Annotated in this window: 13 protein-coding genes; 7 read left to right on the top strand and 6 right to left on the bottom strand. The window is 58.7% G+C overall.

All coding sequences use genetic code 11. From position 1 onward, the window contains the following. Positions 1–15: 15 nt before the first annotated feature. Positions 16–2,253, bottom strand: a complete 2,238-nt coding sequence (locus BLS30_RS03365; RefSeq protein ID WP_170832400.1) for an SUMF1/EgtB/PvdO family nonheme iron enzyme — start codon at positions 2,251–2,253, stop codon at positions 16–18. Between the two features lie 289 nt (positions 2,254–2,542). Here BLS30_RS03365 and BLS30_RS03360 point away from each other — a divergent pair, with 289 nt between their 5' ends. After that, entirely contained in the window at positions 2,543–3,388 is an 846-nt protein-coding gene (locus BLS30_RS03360) for a fumarylacetoacetate hydrolase family protein (RefSeq protein WP_090226571.1), read from the top strand. A 189-nt stretch (positions 3,389–3,577) separates the two neighbouring features. Here the strand turns inward: BLS30_RS03360 and BLS30_RS03355 are convergent, their stop codons facing one another. Further along, a complete protein-coding gene (locus BLS30_RS03355; protein ID WP_090226568.1) occupies positions 3,578–5,095 on the bottom strand; it encodes a vWA domain-containing protein in 1,518 nt (505 codons plus the stop codon). A gap of 188 nt (positions 5,096–5,283) precedes the next feature. Between BLS30_RS03355 and BLS30_RS03350 the strand changes: the two genes are divergently transcribed. Then, the gene (locus BLS30_RS03350) at positions 5,284–5,907 is read left to right on the top strand and encodes a LysE family translocator (RefSeq protein ID WP_210183995.1); all 624 of its coding nucleotides are present in this window, start codon (positions 5,284–5,286) and stop codon (positions 5,905–5,907) included. A gap of 13 nt (positions 5,908–5,920) precedes the next feature. Here BLS30_RS03350 and BLS30_RS03345 read toward each other — a convergent pair whose 3' ends face one another. Both BLS30_RS03345 and BLS30_RS03340 read right to left on the bottom strand, forming a co-directional pair. Then, the gene (locus BLS30_RS03345; protein ID WP_090226563.1) at positions 5,921–9,166 is read right to left on the bottom strand and encodes a coiled-coil domain-containing protein; all 3,246 of its coding nucleotides are present in this window, start codon (positions 9,164–9,166) and stop codon (positions 5,921–5,923) included. 254 nt (positions 9,167–9,420) lie between these two features. Further along, complete coding sequence (locus tag BLS30_RS03340; protein WP_046477608.1) at positions 9,421–10,608, bottom strand: thiolase family protein; 1,188 nt, start codon at positions 10,606–10,608, stop codon at positions 9,421–9,423. 207 nt (positions 10,609–10,815) lie between these two features. Here BLS30_RS03340 and BLS30_RS03335 point away from each other — a divergent pair, with 207 nt between their 5' ends. From BLS30_RS03335 to BLS30_RS03315, 5 genes are all read left to right on the top strand, one after another. Then, positions 10,816–11,328 carry a Fur family transcriptional regulator gene (locus tag BLS30_RS03335; protein WP_244466793.1) on the top strand — a complete coding sequence of 171 codons (513 nt, stop codon included), beginning with the start codon at positions 10,816–10,818 and terminating at the stop codon, positions 11,326–11,328. A gap of 67 nt (positions 11,329–11,395) precedes the next feature. Then, positions 11,396–12,277, top strand: coding sequence for an ATP-binding cassette domain-containing protein (locus BLS30_RS03330; RefSeq protein WP_090226558.1), 882 nt, complete (start codon positions 11,396–11,398; stop codon positions 12,275–12,277). Continuing rightward, positions 12,274–13,071 carry a metal ABC transporter permease gene (locus tag BLS30_RS03325; RefSeq protein ID WP_046477610.1) on the top strand — a complete coding sequence of 266 codons (798 nt, stop codon included), beginning with the start codon at positions 12,274–12,276 and terminating at the stop codon, positions 13,069–13,071. The genes BLS30_RS03330 and BLS30_RS03325 overlap by 4 nt, the downstream gene beginning before the upstream one ends. A gap of 113 nt (positions 13,072–13,184) precedes the next feature. Next, on the top strand, positions 13,185–14,417 hold the full coding sequence (ispG, locus tag BLS30_RS03320) for a flavodoxin-dependent (E)-4-hydroxy-3-methylbut-2-enyl-diphosphate synthase (RefSeq protein WP_046480095.1): 1,233 nt from the start codon (positions 13,185–13,187) through the stop codon (positions 14,415–14,417). 325 nt (positions 14,418–14,742) lie between these two features. Then, complete coding sequence (locus tag BLS30_RS03315; RefSeq protein ID WP_090226554.1) at positions 14,743–15,324, top strand: bactofilin family protein; 582 nt, start codon at positions 14,743–14,745, stop codon at positions 15,322–15,324. A 152-nt stretch (positions 15,325–15,476) separates the two neighbouring features. Here BLS30_RS03315 and BLS30_RS03310 read toward each other — a convergent pair whose 3' ends face one another. Together BLS30_RS03310 and BLS30_RS03305 are read right to left on the bottom strand one after the other, a co-directional pair. Then, on the bottom strand, positions 15,477–15,953 hold the full coding sequence (locus tag BLS30_RS03310; RefSeq protein WP_046477616.1) for a hypothetical protein: 477 nt from the start codon (positions 15,951–15,953) through the stop codon (positions 15,477–15,479). A gap of 203 nt (positions 15,954–16,156) precedes the next feature. After that, on the bottom strand, positions 16,157–17,065 hold the full coding sequence (locus BLS30_RS03305) for a polyprenyl synthetase family protein (protein WP_090226551.1): 909 nt from the start codon (positions 17,063–17,065) through the stop codon (positions 16,157–16,159). Between the last annotated feature and the right edge of the window lie 59 nt (positions 17,066–17,124).

The raw sequence follows: 17,124 nt of genomic DNA, 5'->3' as shown, positions 1-17,124 counted from the left end.
GACGGTTCCTCTTGTTTATTTCGCGTTATCTGAGCGGGTCTTCGCTGTGAGGACCCGGGCCACACGGAAGCCTGTGTGGTCATTGCGCGTGGACGCCTTGAGGCGATTCCGGCTTGATGAGCGAAGTGACCGCGGAACATCTGGCCATCCCCCCCCACGGACGACCTTCGGACTTTGCCGGTCCCCGGCGAAGGCGGACCCGTCGCCAGGCGCATCGCTGTAGGTATCCGTCCAGGTATCCTGCACCCATTCCGCGACGTTGCCATGCATGTCGAAAAGGCCGAAACGGTTGTCGTCGAATTGGCCAACTTCAACAGTCTTGCCCGCGCACCCCCAATGGTCGAATGAGCAGTGAGCGGCCTTGCGGCCTAGATAGGAGCCCGTTGCATAAGTCGTTGTCGTGCCGGCCCTGCAGCAGTATTCCCATTCGGCCTCGGTAAGCAGCCGGTACGTGTGTCCCGTTTCTTCGCTAAGCCACTCGACATAAGACTGCGCATCCATCCAAGACACGTTGATCACGGGTCGCCGTCCGCGTCCCCAACGTTTGTCCGACGGCTGATGCAAAACGCCGCCCGCATCGTAGGCCGCATCCCATTCCTCGAAGGTGATGGGATAGAGGCCAACAGCCAGCGCCCGCGGAATGACAACGCGATGTTCGGGCAGCTCTGACGGGTGCGCCTTTTCTTCTCCTGAGCCCATCGTGAACGTGCCACCCGGCACGATAACAAGCTCTGGCGCGATATCGCTGTCCCGGAAGACGTGCCCGATTTTGAGGAGTTCCGTTTTGACGCCGTCGTCGACAGTCACATCGACCTGCGCCAAACCTTCGGAGCGCAGCTTGATGTCCTGCGCATCACCTTCCGCTCGTGCTTTGGTCTGACGGTGAACCTGCTTTTGACCCTCGTCGAGTTCCTGTAGTCGCCCGTGAGCAATGGACGAGTACCGCCCGTGCGGCCAAACTGCGAGGAAGCGCTGATAGGCTTCAACGCTGTCACGCTGGCTCGCCCAAAGCCAATTCGAATGCTCGCGAGCCTCTGACGACAATTGGTGCGCCCGATCACGCGCTAGCTCTCCATAGTAGCCAGGGAAGTGCTCAGCAAATCTTGTAAGCAGCGCGATGTCGCGGGTGTTGCGCAGCCGTTCCCATTCTGCTGCACCGAGTGCCAATGCAAGTTGCCCGGCCATTTCACCGATATTGTTGATGCTGAGCTGAGTGCCTGCTGGAAGCGTCGGTCCGATCGGTGCGTGCGCCGGTACGGATATAGGCGCGGGCGCCGGAGTGTCAGCAGGCCGTTCGCTGCTCACAGGGGCGGTCGCCGTCTTCACCCTCTCAGGGGAACGGGGTGACGCGGTGTCCTGGGCTTGCCGTTGCGGCTGCGAGGAAGGCTGCGGCGTCGGCGTGACGCGCGTCGCTGCAGGCGTTACGCGTAGCTTTGCCGCGACCGCGTGCCCTCCAACGGTGACGGACGGCCGATTACTATCGCTACGTGCAACGGGCGCTGAAGCCCGAGGGCCTTCGCCCAGGGAAGACATATAAAACGGACCCGGGAGATCGGAATGCATCCAGGGACGTTGCGCGCCGCTCGTTGCTGCAAAGACCCGATCCTGGACGTGCGTGAAAACGTCGGTGATCTCGCCTTCGTCGTCCGCGAGGCTCTCAAGCAGTGCGCTTGTGAACGGACTATGTTTGCCGGGCGTGTCATATGCAAGCTCGCCCGGGCTGGCGGCGAACGCCACAAACGCGCCCTGCGGAGCTTTGATGTAGGCAAGTCCCGAGCCGCTACGCCCACCAGACCGATAGTCCGTATTGAGCGATCGAGTTGCGCTACGTTGAAAAGGGTTTTCCTGACAGGCGTCAATGAGTGCGACGGAGACACCGGCGCGATCGACCATGCCCTCAAGGATGTTACCGAGGAAGAACGAACGCCGATGCACATGATCTTCAAATTCAATCCGTGCATCCACGGGAAGCAAATAGTTTTGCCCCCAAATATTGGTGCCATGACCCGCAAAGTAGAAAAGGGCCGCGGCGCAGCCCTCCATCTTAACGCGAAAGGCATCCAGAGCGTCTTCCATGGCGCCACGGTTCAGATTTTGCCGGACACTGACGTCCCAGCCCATGCGCTTTAGCGCGCGGCTGACCTCGACGGCATCATTGGCGGCATTGGCGAGAGGCGCCGTGCGCTGATACTCCGAATTTCCGATCACGAGCGCGCAACGCTTTCCGCCTCGGGCCGCTTGCGAACCTGCCATCGCCATACCATCCGTCTGTTTGTGTAATTCCCACTCTGATGACAACTCAAACTGCGATTCGTAATTCTGCGAAAGACGGCGACCTGGACAAGTCCACATGCCTGAAATTGGTGTGGGTTAAATTGGCTGAGATCATCTGCGTCCATTTGATGTCTCCGCCGGTTCGCCAAAAGATGAGTGGGTTTGGCTACGCTTGTCTTTGCCCTTTGTCCGCAAACGCGGCATTGTCCGACGCGGCGTAATCTAGCCGGTGGTCGCCGGCCCCACGCAAAGGGAGACAGAAACGCACATGCGGTTGGTTCGCTTTGGCGCACCGGGCGCCGAAAAGCCTGGTATTCTTGACGATGAGGGACGTATCCGCGATCTGAGTGGCCACACCGCGGATTTCGCCAGGGACGGGTTATCCCCCGAACGTTTGGCGCATATTGCCGGATTGGACCGCCAGAGCCTGCCGATGGCTCCTGATGACGCACGGATTGGTCCGCCGGTCGGCGATGTCCGCAATTTCATCGGTATTGGTCTGAACTACGCCGACCATGCGGCCGAAGCAGGCTTGCACATTCCTAGCGAGCCCGTGGTCTTCAACAAGTTGGCCAACTGCATTATCGGTCCCAACGACGAGGTTATGCAGCCTCGCAATGTGCAGAAGATGGATTGGGAGGTCGAACTCGCCTTTGTCATTGGACAGCGTGCCCGTTACGTCGAGAAGGCGGATGCGATGCGGTATATCGCCGGTTTCTGCATCTGCAATGACGTCTCCGAGCGCCACTTTCAGCTCGAGCGCTCCGGTCAATGGGCGAAAGGCAAGTGCTGCGAGACATTTGGCCCCCTCGGGCCGTGGTTGGTAACCCCGGACGAAGTCGACGTGGCGAATCTCGGCCTTTGGCTCGATGTCAACGGCGAGCGCCGTCAGACCGGCTCAACCGCAACGATGATCTTCGACGTGCCCTACATGCTCTCGTACGTCACACAATTCATGGTGCTGGAGGCGGGGGACGTCGTCACGACCGGAACGCCGCCAGGCGTTGCGCTGGGCATGAAAGAGCCGAAGTGGCTACAAGCAGGTGACGTTATTCGCCTTGGGATCGATGGCCTCGGAGAACAATGCCAGAGAGTCGTGCCCTTCAAGCTGTGATGTCGAGACAGCAGACGGCCCGCCCCGGAGATGCAACGGGGGCGGGCCGATAAACGCGCCGGTCTCGGGCCCTTGGGGTCATAGGGCTGGGCACCTGCGCACGACCATTGTCGGCACTGCCGGCGCGTTTGAGTGCTTCCGGAAAAGTGGGCACCGGTCTTCCGATAGGAAGCACGGTCAACAGAGCCCCTAGTAGGACTGCTGCCGTTTGGCCTTATGCTGCTCGTAACGCATTGTCTTTCGCGTTTTGCTCCATTCATCGCCATCAAGATTGCTGGCCGCCTCCGAATTTTGCGCTTCGAGTTGGTTGAGCGTACCGACGATCGAAGCGGAAGCTGCCCCTGGGCCGCTACCGTATTGCGCGCGCGACTTTGCGAGGTAAGCCGCGTTGTCCTGTAGCAACTTACGAGCGGCCTTCACGCCACCTTTGTCGCGTAATTCCACCGCTCGTTCGGAGGTCTCCGTTGCGATCTGAGCCGCGACCTGACTCATGACAGCTTTATCGATGCTGTCTTCCTGCGCTTTTTGATCGGTCGAAAAGCTGACGCTGACATCGACCTTCGCATCGCGTCGCGAACCGGCATCGAGATCGATATAATTCACCGAGACCTGCGCAACATCGTCCGGTTCTGCACGCGTATTGGCGTCGGCCTCCAGTTCAACCACGAGATAGCGTTCGTGACCGCCTGTCAGTTGATTGAGTTTGAGCTTGATACGATTGCCTTCGATATCGGCGGTTCTGCCGAGAATACGTCTGGGACGGAAGCCCTTACGGCATTCGATAATGATTTCGATATCCTGTGCGGCAATGGACAGCGCATCGCCAAATTCGGAGTTGAAGATCTTCACGAGGTCGCTCGGCGTTTCAGCAAATGCGTGGTTGCCGTCGCTCGCCAGCGCGAGCCTTTGCATCAGGTCCTCATTGTAGCCGAGGCCCAATCCGATCGTCGTTACGGAAATCCCTTTGCCGCCGAGCTTCTGGCCAAGCTTTGCAAGTTCGCCTGGGCTCGACGGACCGACGTTGGCCTGCCCGTCGGACATCAGGATCACGCGATTGATACGTCGCTCGGAAAGCTCTTTTTCAACTTGGCGGCCGCCTTCGACGACACCGGCAAAAAGCGCTGTCGTCCCGTCTGCACGCAATCGGTTTACAGCCTGCTGCAAGTCTTGATGTGAGGTCAGCCGTTCGGCAGCTTGCAAAATATCGACGTTATGATTGTAGGCGATGAGGGCCACAATATCGTCCCTGCCCAAACGGCTCAGCGCCATTTCCGTCGCCTCTTTGGCAGCCTCGAGGCGCTTACCACGCATTGATCCCGACCGATCGAGCACAAGCGCGACGTTGACCGGGGTGCGTGACTCTCGGACCTCCGTTTCGACGGGCTTTAAGCTGAGCCGCAAATAAACTTTGCCGCCCTGGGTGGGCAGCACCGATTGACCGAGATCCGCCGTAACGTTGACTTCTGCGGCGAAAGCAGGCGTCCGGATCGCCAAAAACAATCCAATGAAAAGGGCGAAAAGGCTAAGCCCCAGGACCAGGGCTGCTGCTTTCGCAGCCGCCTGAAAAGTGTCCAGTACGGACATGTCGGACGTCTCCTCGCTGATAATTAAAACAATCACGACAAGATGCCGCATCGTTTCGGCGGAAACGGGCAGGGCATTGGGCAAAACCTGGATCAATGGCGGCAGGAAAAAGTTCGCGCGCATCTGTGACCTTGGAGGCACACGAATTGTCGGCACACACAGGAACGAAAATGGGTCTGAGAACCAGGAGACCGTCGCACCGGCTTGTATGAAAGTCTCTCGGCGATCATAGTGACGCCGCTCTCACAAATCGTGGAGTCCATTCAGAGTCCCGCGAACTCAGAAAAGAAAGTCACGAGGAAATTTGCCCGGTGCAGATCAGTATGACGCTTGGCAGCGCTATCGCTTTGCTCGGGGCCATGATTGTTCTTGCGGTTGTTCCGAGCGTGAGCGTCCTGACGGTAACCGCGCGGGCGGCGTCGGCCGGTTTTCTTCACGGTGTCTTCGTCACGCTCGGCATCGTTGCGGGTGACGTAATCTACATCATGTTGGCGATCTTCGGCCTTGCGCTTCTCACCGAAACGCTGGGAAGCGCTGCCTATCTGATCAAATATGTCGGCGGCGCATATGTGCTCTGGTTGGGTATCAGCCTATGGCGTTCGACGGGACGCGTCACGGGCGAAAGGCACGAGGACGGATCCTCGCTTCTGTCGAGCTTTATGAGTGGCCTGCTTCTCACGTTGGCCGACCAAAAGGTCGTGCTCTTCTACCTAGGCTTTCTTCCGGCTTTTCTGAATCTCTCGAAAATAACGGGTGTCGATCTGGCGATCATCATCGCCATCACAGTCGTTTCTGTGGGAGGAGTGAAGCTCGGCTACGCATATTTGGCGGACCGTGCCGGATTGCTTTTGGGAGCTGGGGCAAGCGGGCTCCTGAACAAGGCCGCAGCCGGTATCATGATCGCCGCCGGCGTCTACCTAATCCTCAAGCCGTAGCAATAAAAACCTCCTAGCGCTCGTCCACGCTGATCAGAGCTTCCTCGACCATTTGCCACGCCTCGACTTCGCTGAGATCGAGATCCGCCATGACCTGCTGAACGTCGCGCAAGCGATCGAGAAGCTCTTGCTCGTCGACGGTCAAGCCATTGGCATAAGCGGTTTCCAATTCGGCGATGATGTAGGAGATGAGGCCGGTTTCTGGGAACAGCATGAGGATCGGGAAAAGTTCGTTCACGTCCCGGTCAGCACGATCGAGAATATCAGCGCGTTGGCCGTTTCCGTCGATCTCGCTGCGGAGACGGGAATATTCTTCACTCAGCGCCAAATTATGCTGGTTCTGGTATTCACCCATCAACTCGTGCAGCCGCTGGTTACGATCGGCATTACGCTTGAGCGCTTTCCAAGCGTCGATCGCCGCCTCGCGCACGCCTTCTGTTCCCAGACGTTCTTTGATGACGACATCCGTCAGGCCGAGCGCCTTTAGCAGCCGGCTCTCATAGTACGAGCGCAATTTCTCGGCTTGTTCAGGCGATAGGTCATCACTCTCTGCGGATTTCTTGTCGCGCGCATTATCGGCATACGTCAGATATGTCGGGAGATCCTGCGGCACACTTGCCGGGGCGGCGTTCAGCACGCCGCCTTCCCGCACTTCATCCTTGCCTCCTATCAGCAGCGGATGACCACTTTGCCAAGTTGCCGTAATGGGGTTCGCAGATGAGATTTTGGCGATCGTCTTGTAGAGGTCCTTGTGAACGTAATAGCGGTCGCGTTCGCCCGAACGGACATCTTGCATCACGTAGCGCAAGGTCGCTGCAGCGTTGAGCGCCCGCCGCACGATGGGGTGATGCGAGGGGCTAATTTCTTTAAAGAGCACTTCGGAGGAAAAGCCGTCATGTTCGTTTATCGGTTGAAGGTTGTGCAACACGATTGCCGCGTGATCACCAACATGAGGCTGCAACGCAACCGTGACCAGCTGCTTAAGCTCCGCTAGACGCCGATGCTCTTCGCTACTTTCATACTGCTTGCGTGCCACGATCGACAGGAACTCGAAGAGTTCCGGACGCACCAGATAACGGCGCGGTTCCATCGGATCTTGTGCCACCGCCCCGATTGTCGCCCCGGCGTTCAGAACTTTGCGAACGCTGGCCCTGTCACCTGTCTCATTGTCCGAGAGTATGACTTCTTGCGTAAACCCATCGACGGGCGTGATTGGCTGCATGGCCTCAATCACCGCATGCGCCGTCTCATAGGCATCGGGTGCGAGTGCATTTTCAATGATCGCCTCAAGCTGCTTGGCCGAACGTGGCTTGTAGCTCGGCACATCCTGCAAAGGTGAGCGCAGCGCATTGGCACCAAACAACCCGGTCATCAGAACCAGGAGATCGATCGCGATCGCATTGGCAAGCGCCAGATAGGCCAGCCGGTTGCCGTCCTGGAACGCATTCCAGCTCACGACGAAGTTGTGCGCTTTGTCGTCCCGGTTGAGTTCGGCGAAATTGATCCGCTTGCGCAATTGATCGGTGGTTTCGCTGGGCAGCCTGGAATCCGCGAGACAGCCGCGAGCGAAGTCGAACAACTGATCCGTTGTCGAATGCCGTTCGAGCTTTTCGCCGCCAACGCAGTTCTGCGCGAAGACCTTGGCGCCAGCGTTGAGGGTAAACAGTGCGGAAGCGGCATCCGTTGCCCGTTTGGGATCGCAGTCGACCGTTCGAATGCTTTCGCGTGTGGCTGGCGTGGCCGCCATGGCACCGAGCAACTGCGCACATTGCTGCTGAAGATCAGTGAGACGTTCCACAGTCGGCTGGCGGCGGAAGGCAGCCTTGGCGCGCTCAAATGCAGGAAGTACGTGCGCTGGGTCGACATTCAGCGCGGACTCTTCCACGCCGGTTGTGCGTTCGGCCGCGGAGATGCGTCGTTCCGCGGTGGCTGCTTCCCCCTTGAGTTGTGCAAGGGTGCCTTCGATTTGCGACAGCTCCGACTTGATAGAAGCGATGCGTTTATCGATCTCGCTGACGCGCTTTTGGGGGCCGCGCAGGCGTTCGTTGGCCACCTGCAGCTCGGCAGCGACGCGGTCAAGCGCGGCTTTCTCGGCACGCCACATCTGACCGCGACCGGCTTTGCCAGAGCCTTCTACGCCCTTCTCTTCAGCGAGGACCTTGGCCCGCTGCTCATCCATACGCCGCTCGATTTCCGAGACGACTTGCTGCTGTTCAATCACAGCCGTCATGGCGCCGGGACGTTCCGCTTGCAGCTGTGAGAGCTCCTCATTCAGCTGAACGTTCTTGCCTTGCAGTCCGGCTTGTTGGCTTTCCGCCGAGGCGCGACGCTCCTGCTGTTCGGCTATGGTGCGGCGGCGCGCTTCCATTTGTTCGACGAAGTAAGCTTCGATGGCAGATTGCGAGCCCTGGGCTTTTCCGGCGAGCTCGTCGAGCTGGTTCTCATAAGCGCCCCAGCCCTCGGATCGAAAGAGCGTTTCAGTTTCGGTTTGCTGCCGCGCAGAAAGCGTACGTCCGATATCGGCGACAATTCCGGCAACCTGATTCTGCGCCCGCAGCACGGATGCGCGCGTCCGTTCCTCTTGCGGAAAGATCGCGGTGAACCGCGAGTCGAAGGCGAAGAAGACAGAGGTCCCCATGCAGGCCAGAAACATGACCCAAAGAACGGCGTTTCGGACGATCACCTTCGCGCCCTGGAAGTAGGGTCGAACGAGATCGCCCTGCAGGATCGCAAGAAGCAGGATGAGCGCCAACCCGACGCCCGCGAACAAGATATGGTTGGTGGTGAGGGGGAGGCCGCCGGTTGACGCCAGCGCGATGACACCGCCGACAATGCCGAAGCCAGCAAGCATACCCACGATGACGCCAGTGAGACCGTAGACCCGGTTCCGCGAGCGGCTATGCATACCTGTTGCAAACGATTCACCGATCAGCCAGGCGGCAATCAGCATAACGCCCTGTATGCCGAAGGTGATCAAGCCGGACAGAAGCGGTTCGCGCGTGAAATTGCGCATGCCGTCCCACGTTGTCCAGCCAGAGGCCATAGACAAAGCGAACGCGGCTAAACCAAGCAGCGCCAGCCGCCAATTGGAAAGGATGTTGGCTTCGAGCGCGGCCCACATGCGCTTCCAGAAACCCTGCGTAAGCCAAAAAAGCAGAAAGGCGCTCATCAGAGCGAGCAGCGTCGGCCAAGCCGGGCCGATCGCATCTTTCAGCGGCTGCAACCACCCGGTGATTACGTCTGGGCTCAGATTTTCCATCACCAAATCCGTTTCAGCTCGTCCCCGCTTGCTGACACGGCTTTATCCGGAAGCAGTGTCGGGCGATAGGGATGCTGCGCTCCGATCCGCTGAGAGCCGCGTACACAAACAAATCAATTTGGGGATATTTGCTGCCGATCCTGGCGATAAAGCGACGAATGCGGCGGCAATGGACCGGCGCCGGGGCCTAATTTTGAATAATTGTTCGCGGACCCATCCACACGTGCCCCGACTTTATGCCGAGAGCCTGTCGCTCAAATTGCTTCGAACAAAGCGGCCACGCCGATCCCGCCGATCGCACCTAGCGCCGCAATTCCCAAATTTGGTTTTTTATCGTCGCGTTGACGCACCATGCGGGTGAACAACCGTACGACGAGAACAGCACCAGCTGCCGCCAAGGGATTTCCCCGCACGATCGCTCCACCGTCCGGATTGACGAGATCATCTTCGAGGCCGAGTGAAGATGAAAAAGCGATCGCCTGCGCAGCAGAGTTTTCGTTCAGCTCAACGAGGCCGATGTCTTTCGAATTAAAACCTTCGAGGCGGCCATAGAGCTTCTTCATCGCCTCCATTGGCGCTCCGGCCTCATTCCCGTGGACGACCCCCTGCGAGACGCTCGCCACAAATCGTAAGGCCGGGGGCTTGCCGAGCTTCTGCCAGACCGCCTCGGATACGATTGCGACGATGGCGGCGCCGTCATGCATGGCGCTGGTGTTGCCCGGTGTAAGGGTACCTGTGGGCGGAAGAAACGGAGGAAGTGCAGTAAGTTCGTCCAGAGACGGATCAACGCCGGCGCTCTGGTCACGGGCCTCCTCAGCATTGCCACGCAACGGCACGATCTCTCCGACAAACGTCCGCTTGTCCTGTGCCGCGTTTGCCTTCAGGTGGGACCGCAGCGCCCATTGGTCCTGCTGATCGCGGCTGATGTTCAGGCGCTGGGACAAAACCTCGGACGCTTCAAAAAGCTGGGCGTCCTCCCCTGTTTCTTCGCTCGCGGCCTCCAAGCCAATAAAATGTGGCGTTTGATAAAGGCTCTTCGGCTTAGCGATGCGCCATGGAGCCGTGGAGATGGATTCGGCCCCTCCCGCGATCACGACCTCGGCTTCACCGGTTTCGATAGCACGGCAGCCTGCAACGATGGCATCGAGGCCGGAGGCGCACTGCCGGTCAACGGTAATGGCGGAAGCTGTCTCTGGTAGTCCGGCAGCTAGGCCAATGAGCCTTGCCGGATTTCCGCCCTGCATCGTGTTGCCGAGGATGACTTCGTCAACCGCCGCGGCCTCAAGTCCGCTATCTTCGAGCACCGCAGCAACGACCGGAGCCACGAGGGCCTCAATACGACGGGAGCGATGCAACCCGCCGACACGCCCCAACGCCGTACGTTTCGCTGAAATGATATAAGAATGTCCCGAGCTGGGCATATTGGCTAATGACCCGACCATCGCTATGTGAATTGAGAAAGAGCGACTTGCCTCTGCTGTAAAATGCGCGGGAGGCCGCCGAAGTGCGCTCATGAAAATAGAGGAAAGTTTACCAAAGTAAGGCGATGCGGAGGGATTACGGACTGTGCATAGTAGGCGCGGCCTGCATCAGGTAATAGATTTGAACTAAGTTTATTGTATTGTGCGGTTTGGGGCAGGAAACAGGCAATGAACCACATGACAAAATCGACTGAAAATTCAGTGGAGTTGACTTTAGAGCCGAACGAACTCGCTAGACTGAACAAGACGCTTGAGCATGCCCGCGAGGCGTTCGACTCAAAAAATCTACGTTTCACAGACCTCCGCGAACAGGTGTTTACGGAGATCGCCTCAACACGCGGGTCCATTGGCGCTTACGACATTCTCGAGCGACTGGCCCAGAAGGGGACCCGGCTCGCACCGATTTCCGTTTACCGGTCCATCGATGCCTTGATGGATGCGGGCGTGATCCACCGCCTTGAAAGCAAAAATGCTTACTTCGCTTGCCGTCGCCATGAGCATGGCGGTAAAGGTCGTCCGATCTTTTTAGCCTGCGAGAACTGCGGCACAGTTACCGAGGTTTCCGCCCAGCCAATTTTTGATGCGATAAAGGAATTGGCTGAAACTGCTGGCTTTGAACCGAAAGTAAAGTTTGTCGAAGTTTCGGGTCTTTGCAGCGAGTGTAAGTCCAACAAAGGGTGATGCTGGGCAGGGCGCGCCCCGATGCCGTTCGTTCAAACATCGCGCCCTCAGTCCGTCGAGCTAGCTCATGCATCAGCCATCGTCGTCTTGCGATGCGCATCACGATCATCCGCCGATCGTTCTTCGCCCCGACGCTCTGCTGAGCGCGGAAGGTTTATTCTATTCTCGCGGTAGCCGGACGATCCTTTCCGACGTCACGCTGGATATCGTTGCTGGCGAAGCTATCACGCTGATTGGTCCCAATGGCGCTGGCAAGACAACGCTCGTGCGTCTCCTGTTGGGTCTGGATAAGCCCGATCGCGGCAGCGTGAACCGCCGCCCCGGCCTTTCGGTCGGGTACGTGCCGCAACGTTTTGATATCGATAGGGCGCTCCCCATAACGGTTGGCCGCTTTTTGGAATTGGGGCTTGCTCCGCGCGTGCACTCTTCCGTCATCACGGAGGCTTTGTCCGAGGTAGGGGCAGACGGTCTGGCTCAGCGGCAGCTATCGTTATTGTCCGGCGGTGAGCTGCAACGCGTATTGCTCGCTCGCGGCCTGTTAAGAAACCCGCAGCTTCTGGTGCTCGATGAGCCCGTTCGTGGCGTCGACTACCTGGGTGAGGCGGAACTTTATGCGCTGATCGGCAAGCTGCGCGATGAACGTGGGTTCGCTGTCTTGATGGTCAGCCATGATTTGCACGTCGTGATGGGCTCCAGTGATCGAGTGCTCTGCCTTAATCGTCATATCTGCTGCTCAGGTGTGCCCACGACCGTTGCCCGGCATCCTGAGTACGAGCGATTGTTCGGGCGACGCCTTGCTCCGGCGTTTGCTGTTTACGAACATCACCACGATCACGCCCACGACTTGTCCGGACGCTCCATAGAACCTGCTTCGGATTCATCAGGTGGCGCAGCTGACACGCCCACGCCACACAAGGCGCACCCTCGCGATGAGGACGTCGCAAAGTGATTGAGCCGTTTCTACTAAACGCGTTTCTTGCCTCAGTCGGCCTTGCCGTTTTAGCGGCCCCTCTGGGGTGCTTGGTTGTGTGGAATCGCATGGCCTATTTCGGTGAGGCGATCGCACATGCCGGTCTCATGGGGGTCGCACTCTCCCTCGCATTTCAAGTTGATTTGACGCTCAGCGTGTTGCTGGTTGCGCTTGCTGCGGCAGTTTTCGTTCTGGCATTAAGTCGTCAGCGCGTTGTCCCGATCGATTCCGTTCTCGGACTTCTGCACCACGGCGCGTTGTCTCTCGGTATCATCGCGACAGGCGCACTCTCGGGACCTTCGGTCGATTTGCGCAGCTATCTCTTTGGAGACATTTATGCGGTGGTGCCGAGCGATCTGTACTGGCTGGCTGGAACAGCCGTCTTGGTGCTTGGCGCATTGGTCTGGTTATGGCAGCCCTTGTTGCGTATCGCGGTTCACGCCGAGCTCGCCGCTGCCGAGGGCGTTCCGCGTCAACGAATACGTGCGGCCTTCATAATCTTGATGGCGCTTGCCGTCGCGATGGCGATTAAGTTCGTCGGCATTCTGCTGGCGGTCGCTTTTCTAATCGTTCCAGCGGTCGCCGCCCGACCATTCGCGACAACTCCTGAACGAATGGTGGTCATTGCTTTAGCGATCGCGGTTGCGGCCGTTGTCGCGGGGCTATACGGATCGTGGACTTGGGACCTTCCCGGAGGTCCGTCCATTGTGCTGGCGATGGCTCTGGCTGCTGCGACTTCCTTGTTCTGGGTCGGCGCACGCGACAACGGTTGAAGCACCGCTTTGACTGCTGACGTTGACAATTGGCCGGGATTGCCGATTTGAGTACTGCGCCGAAGCTGAAGAAGGCTTTGCGCGAAGCGAAGTTTGGGCGCGAAGGATTTAACATGACGGCATCACGCCGCCTAAGTGCAGCTGTAAACATCGATGGTGTCATCGTCGGAGGCAACGCCCCCGTCGTCGTGCAATCGATGACGAATACGGATACGGCCGATATCGCTGCCACGGTCGCGCAGGTCGCTGCGTTAGCACGCGCCGGTTCTGAGCTCGTCCGGGTTACGGTCGACCGGGACGAAGCCGCCAAGGCTTTACCGCATATCCGCGACCAGCTGCGCGCACAGGGCTGCCAAGTCCCGCTGGTTGGTGACTTTCATTACAACGGTCATACGCTGCTTTCTGAAAATCCGGCGTGTGCCGAGGCGTTGGCAAAATACCGCATAAATCCCGGCAATGTTGGCTTTAAGGACAAGAAGGACCGTCAGTTCTCAGCCATCATCGAGTTGGCGCTGCGCTACGCCAAACCGGTCCGCATCGGCGTCAATTGGGGTTCTCTCGATCAGCAGCTTCTCACGCGTTTGATGGATGAGAACGCCAACAGTCCCACGCCGAAAGATGCGCGCGCGGTGATGCACGAGGCCATCGTGCAGTCTGCGCTGCTTTCAGCAGCCCGCGCCGAGGAACTCGGCATGAAGCCCGAACACATCGTGATCTCCGCGAAGGTGTCTGCTGTACAGGATCTCATCAGCGTCTACACGATGTTGGCTGAAAGGTGTCAATACGCTCTGCACGTTGGCCTCACGGAAGCCGGGATGGGTTCCAAAGGCATAGTCGCTTCGTCGGCCGCGATGGGTGTGCTGCTTCAAAGTGGAATCGGCGATACGATCCGCTTCTCATTGACACCGGAACCGGGCGGTGACCGCACGTTGGAGGTGCGCGCCGCACAAGAGTTATTGCAGACGATGGGTTTGCGATCGTTCGTGCCGATCGTTGCGGCCTGCCCCGGCTGTGGTCGTACGACGTCGACGGTGTTCCAGGAGTTGGCGCGCGATGTCCAGGATATGATCCGGGACCGCATGCCAGAGTGGAAGACCCGCTATCCCGGTGTCGAGACGTTGAACCTCGCCGTCATGGGCTGCATCGTGAATGGCCCTGGTGAATCCAAACACGCTGATATCGGCATTTCATTGCCCGGCACCGGCGAGCAGCCCTCCGCACCCGTCTTCATCGACGGCAAAAAGGCCCTGGTGTTGCGCGGTCCCAACATCGCGGAAGAGTTCAAAAATATCCTTGAAGACTATATCGAACGCCGCTTCGGCGCTGCGAACCGTAAAGCGGGCTAACGCCGGCCCGGCGAGCATACCTTGTACTCTTGGTGGCTAATTCGAAGCGCTATGGAGCGCAACGATCCCTCGTGATCTTCCGCGTGCGGAGCCCACTGTTTTGCCATCTAAAATTGCGTCCCTGTGGGCACACTCCCGTTGAAATCCAATAAATTGAAGTCGCCATTCAGAAGCGAATCAACAATTCATACACATGCTGCTTGAGCGACGCTGTAAGCGGCGCAACGGAGCTTTAGCGATCCTGGACGTTTAAGCAGGGCGAGCCATGCGAACCGCATCCCGATGATGCGCATCTGCCCAAACCTCGAATAAGGGATGAAACAGCATGTTGTTCTCAAGAAGCTCAGGCGAAGAAGCAAACCAATTTCACGCTGATGTGACGGAGGGGCACACGGGAGCCTCTGCACCAGAATCTCAATCGGCTGGTAAGGAGCAGACGTTGAACAGAATCGACAAGGGAAAGTCCACCAGTTCGGTGATCGACGAATGGCTTTCGATCACGGGCAATCTGCAGACCGACGGTGACGTACTCGTCAACGGCAAGATTCATGGCGATGTGCGCTGCAAACTTTTGATCGTCGGTCAACAGGCCGAGGTTGAAGGTCTCGTCGTTGCGGATGAAGTTGTCGTCCGTGGCGCTGCACGCGGGGTTATTCGCGCTAATCGCGTGCGCATCGAGAAATCCGCGCGTGTCGATAGCGAAGTATTCCATCGCGCCCTGTGCGTGGAAGAAGGAGCGGAGTTCGTTGGTATGTCGCGACGTTCTGACGACCCCGTTAACGAACTGGCGTCCACCGAAAGCCAATCCGCTGCTTTGCAGGAAGTCGCTGAGAAAATGAAGAAGTCGGGCTCCAAGCCTGCAGCTGCGAGCAAGAGCGGCACAGACAAGAGCGCTGCCGTCGCCTGATCCTCTCGCTCAAGCGAATAGAACTGCTTTCAGCCTGATAGAGAATGCAATGAGGCCAGCAAATGCGCTGGCCTTATTTTTTGGTCATGCCGTCGCGGCGACAAAAAAAGCCCCGGCTCGAGCCGGGGCTTTCAAGGTGGCAGTAGTAACTCTTAGCGACGGTCGCCGCGAACGTGCGCCGCGCGGGGTGCACGATTGAAAAGGCTTGCACGCGGAGCACGTTCCGTGCGCGTGAACAGCGGACGTGCGGGACGCTCAGCGCGAACATGCGAAACACGCTCTTCGCGAGGAGCAAGCTTGAACAGCGGATCGCGCGGCGGAAGCTTGAACATGTCACGCGTGAACAGCGGGCGGCGGACGCGCTCAGTGCGAACGTGCGAAACACGCTCAGCGCGAGGGGCGAGCTTGAACAGCGGATCGCGCGGCGGAAGCTTGAACATGTCACGCGTAAACAGCGGACGAGCTGCGCGCTCGGTGCGGACGTGCGCAACGCGTTCGCGCGAGTGAGAGAACATCTTGCAGATACGGCATTCGCGCGCACCGTCGCCACGCGAACCAGCCTGCGAAGCAGCGGGAATAGCCACAAGTGCGGCGGTCACGACGGCCGCACGAACGAAGGTCTTCAGCATCTATAGTTTCCTCTTTCCAGTCTCTGGCGCGGACCGGTTCTCAGCACACGCCGCTGCCACCATTTAACCGTTTTCAAGCCTGGCGGCATGGGTCGCCTTTGAGATTGGTTAGGTCGAAAGGTTAACGCCCGTGAAATAGCTGTATCGACGGGGAGGTACAACAAGCGAGCGAGCCCGAAAACAGGCTTTGGTGCGTATGCATGTCAATGGTCGCGGCTGGCAACGAATTCCGCGGCTGCAATGAGGGTTTCTGCCCGCTTACCAAACATTTTAAGCTCCGCTTTGGCCTGGTTAAGAGCCCTGGTGAGAGCCTCCCGCGCTGCGTCGATACCCATAAGGGAGACGAGCGTCGCCTTGCCGGCCTCTGTGTCTTTGGCAACAGCCTTGCCGACGCGCTCAGCGTCTCCTTCCGCATCCAGAAGGTCGTCTGCGATCTGGAACGCGACGCCCAGATGCTCCCCGAACTGGCGCAGGGCCGCACGTTCAGGGCCCGTATGGCCAGCCAGAACTGCGCCTGCCTCGCATGAAAATCGGATGAGTCGTCCGGTCTTCATTGCCTGCAGGTTCGTGACGTGATCGACGTTGGGTGACGCCGGGATAGAGAGCTTTTCAGATTCAAGGTCGATCGCTTGGCCGCCGACCATTCCAGCCGCGCCCGACGCAGCGGCGAGTTCGCGCGTCAACGTTATCGCGCTGAGCCCGTCGCAATTGCCGGATATAGCGGTATCTGCCAGAACCTGGAACGCAAGGGCCTGCAGAGCGTCCCCCGCTAAAATGGCCGTCCATTCGTCAAAAGCCGCCCACACAGTGGGTTTGCCTCGCCGGAGCTGATCATCGTCCATGGCTGGAAGATCGTCGTGTATCAGGCTGTAGCCATGAACAAGCTCGACAGCTACCGCGCACGCCAGCGTGCGTTCTGAAGGCACATCAAACAGGGCAGCGCTTTCGATGACAAGGAAGGGGCGCAGCCGTTTTCCGCCCCCGAGCATCCCGTGGCGCATCGCCGCGACTAGGCGTTCCGGTGCGCCAGTTCTATTAACGTCGTTGAGCAATTCCTCAAGTTTACTCTCGACCAATTGGCCGTTGTGGCGAAGCTTCTCTGCAAAATTCATGGAAGAGGTACTCTTGAGCTGTCGACGAGGGCGGGGGATAACCCAGGGGTGGGCAGGTC

Origin of the sequence: Filomicrobium insigne (assembly GCF_900104305.1) — a bacterium.
Classification (GTDB): domain Bacteria; phylum Pseudomonadota; class Alphaproteobacteria; order Rhizobiales; family Hyphomicrobiaceae; genus Filomicrobium; species Filomicrobium insigne.
The sequence above is the reverse complement of the archived record's forward strand: the minus strand, read 5'-3'. Positions and strand labels throughout refer to the sequence as shown.

Bases quoted from the DNA above. Each gene is read 5' to 3' on its own strand.
- BLS30_RS03365 (WP_170832400.1), bottom strand. From the start codon at position 2,253: ATGGCAGGTTCGCAAGCGGCCCGAGGCGGAAAGCGTTGCGCGCTCGTG.
- BLS30_RS03360 (WP_090226571.1), top strand. From the start codon at position 2,543: ATGCGGTTGGTTCGCTTTGGCGCACCGGGCGCCGAAAAGCCTGGTATT.
- BLS30_RS03355 (WP_090226568.1), bottom strand. From the start codon at position 5,095: ATGCGCGCGAACTTTTTCCTGCCGCCATTGATCCAGGTTTTGCCCAAT.
- BLS30_RS03345 (WP_090226563.1), bottom strand. From the start codon at position 9,166: ATGGAAAATCTGAGCCCAGACGTAATCACCGGGTGGTTGCAGCCGCTG.
- BLS30_RS03340 (WP_046477608.1), bottom strand. From the start codon at position 10,608: ATGGTCGGGTCATTAGCCAATATGCCCAGCTCGGGACATTCTTATATC.
- BLS30_RS03335 (WP_244466793.1), top strand. From the start codon at position 10,816: ATGAACCACATGACAAAATCGACTGAAAATTCAGTGGAGTTGACTTTA.
- BLS30_RS03330 (WP_090226558.1), top strand. From the start codon at position 11,396: ATGCATCAGCCATCGTCGTCTTGCGATGCGCATCACGATCATCCGCCG.
- ispG (WP_046480095.1), top strand. From the start codon at position 13,185: ATGACGGCATCACGCCGCCTAAGTGCAGCTGTAAACATCGATGGTGTC.
- BLS30_RS03315 (WP_090226554.1), top strand. From the start codon at position 14,743: ATGTTGTTCTCAAGAAGCTCAGGCGAAGAAGCAAACCAATTTCACGCT.
- BLS30_RS03310 (WP_046477616.1), bottom strand. From the start codon at position 15,953: ATGCTGAAGACCTTCGTTCGTGCGGCCGTCGTGACCGCCGCACTTGTG.
- BLS30_RS03305 (WP_090226551.1), bottom strand. From the start codon at position 17,065: ATGAATTTTGCAGAGAAGCTTCGCCACAACGGCCAATTGGTCGAGAGT.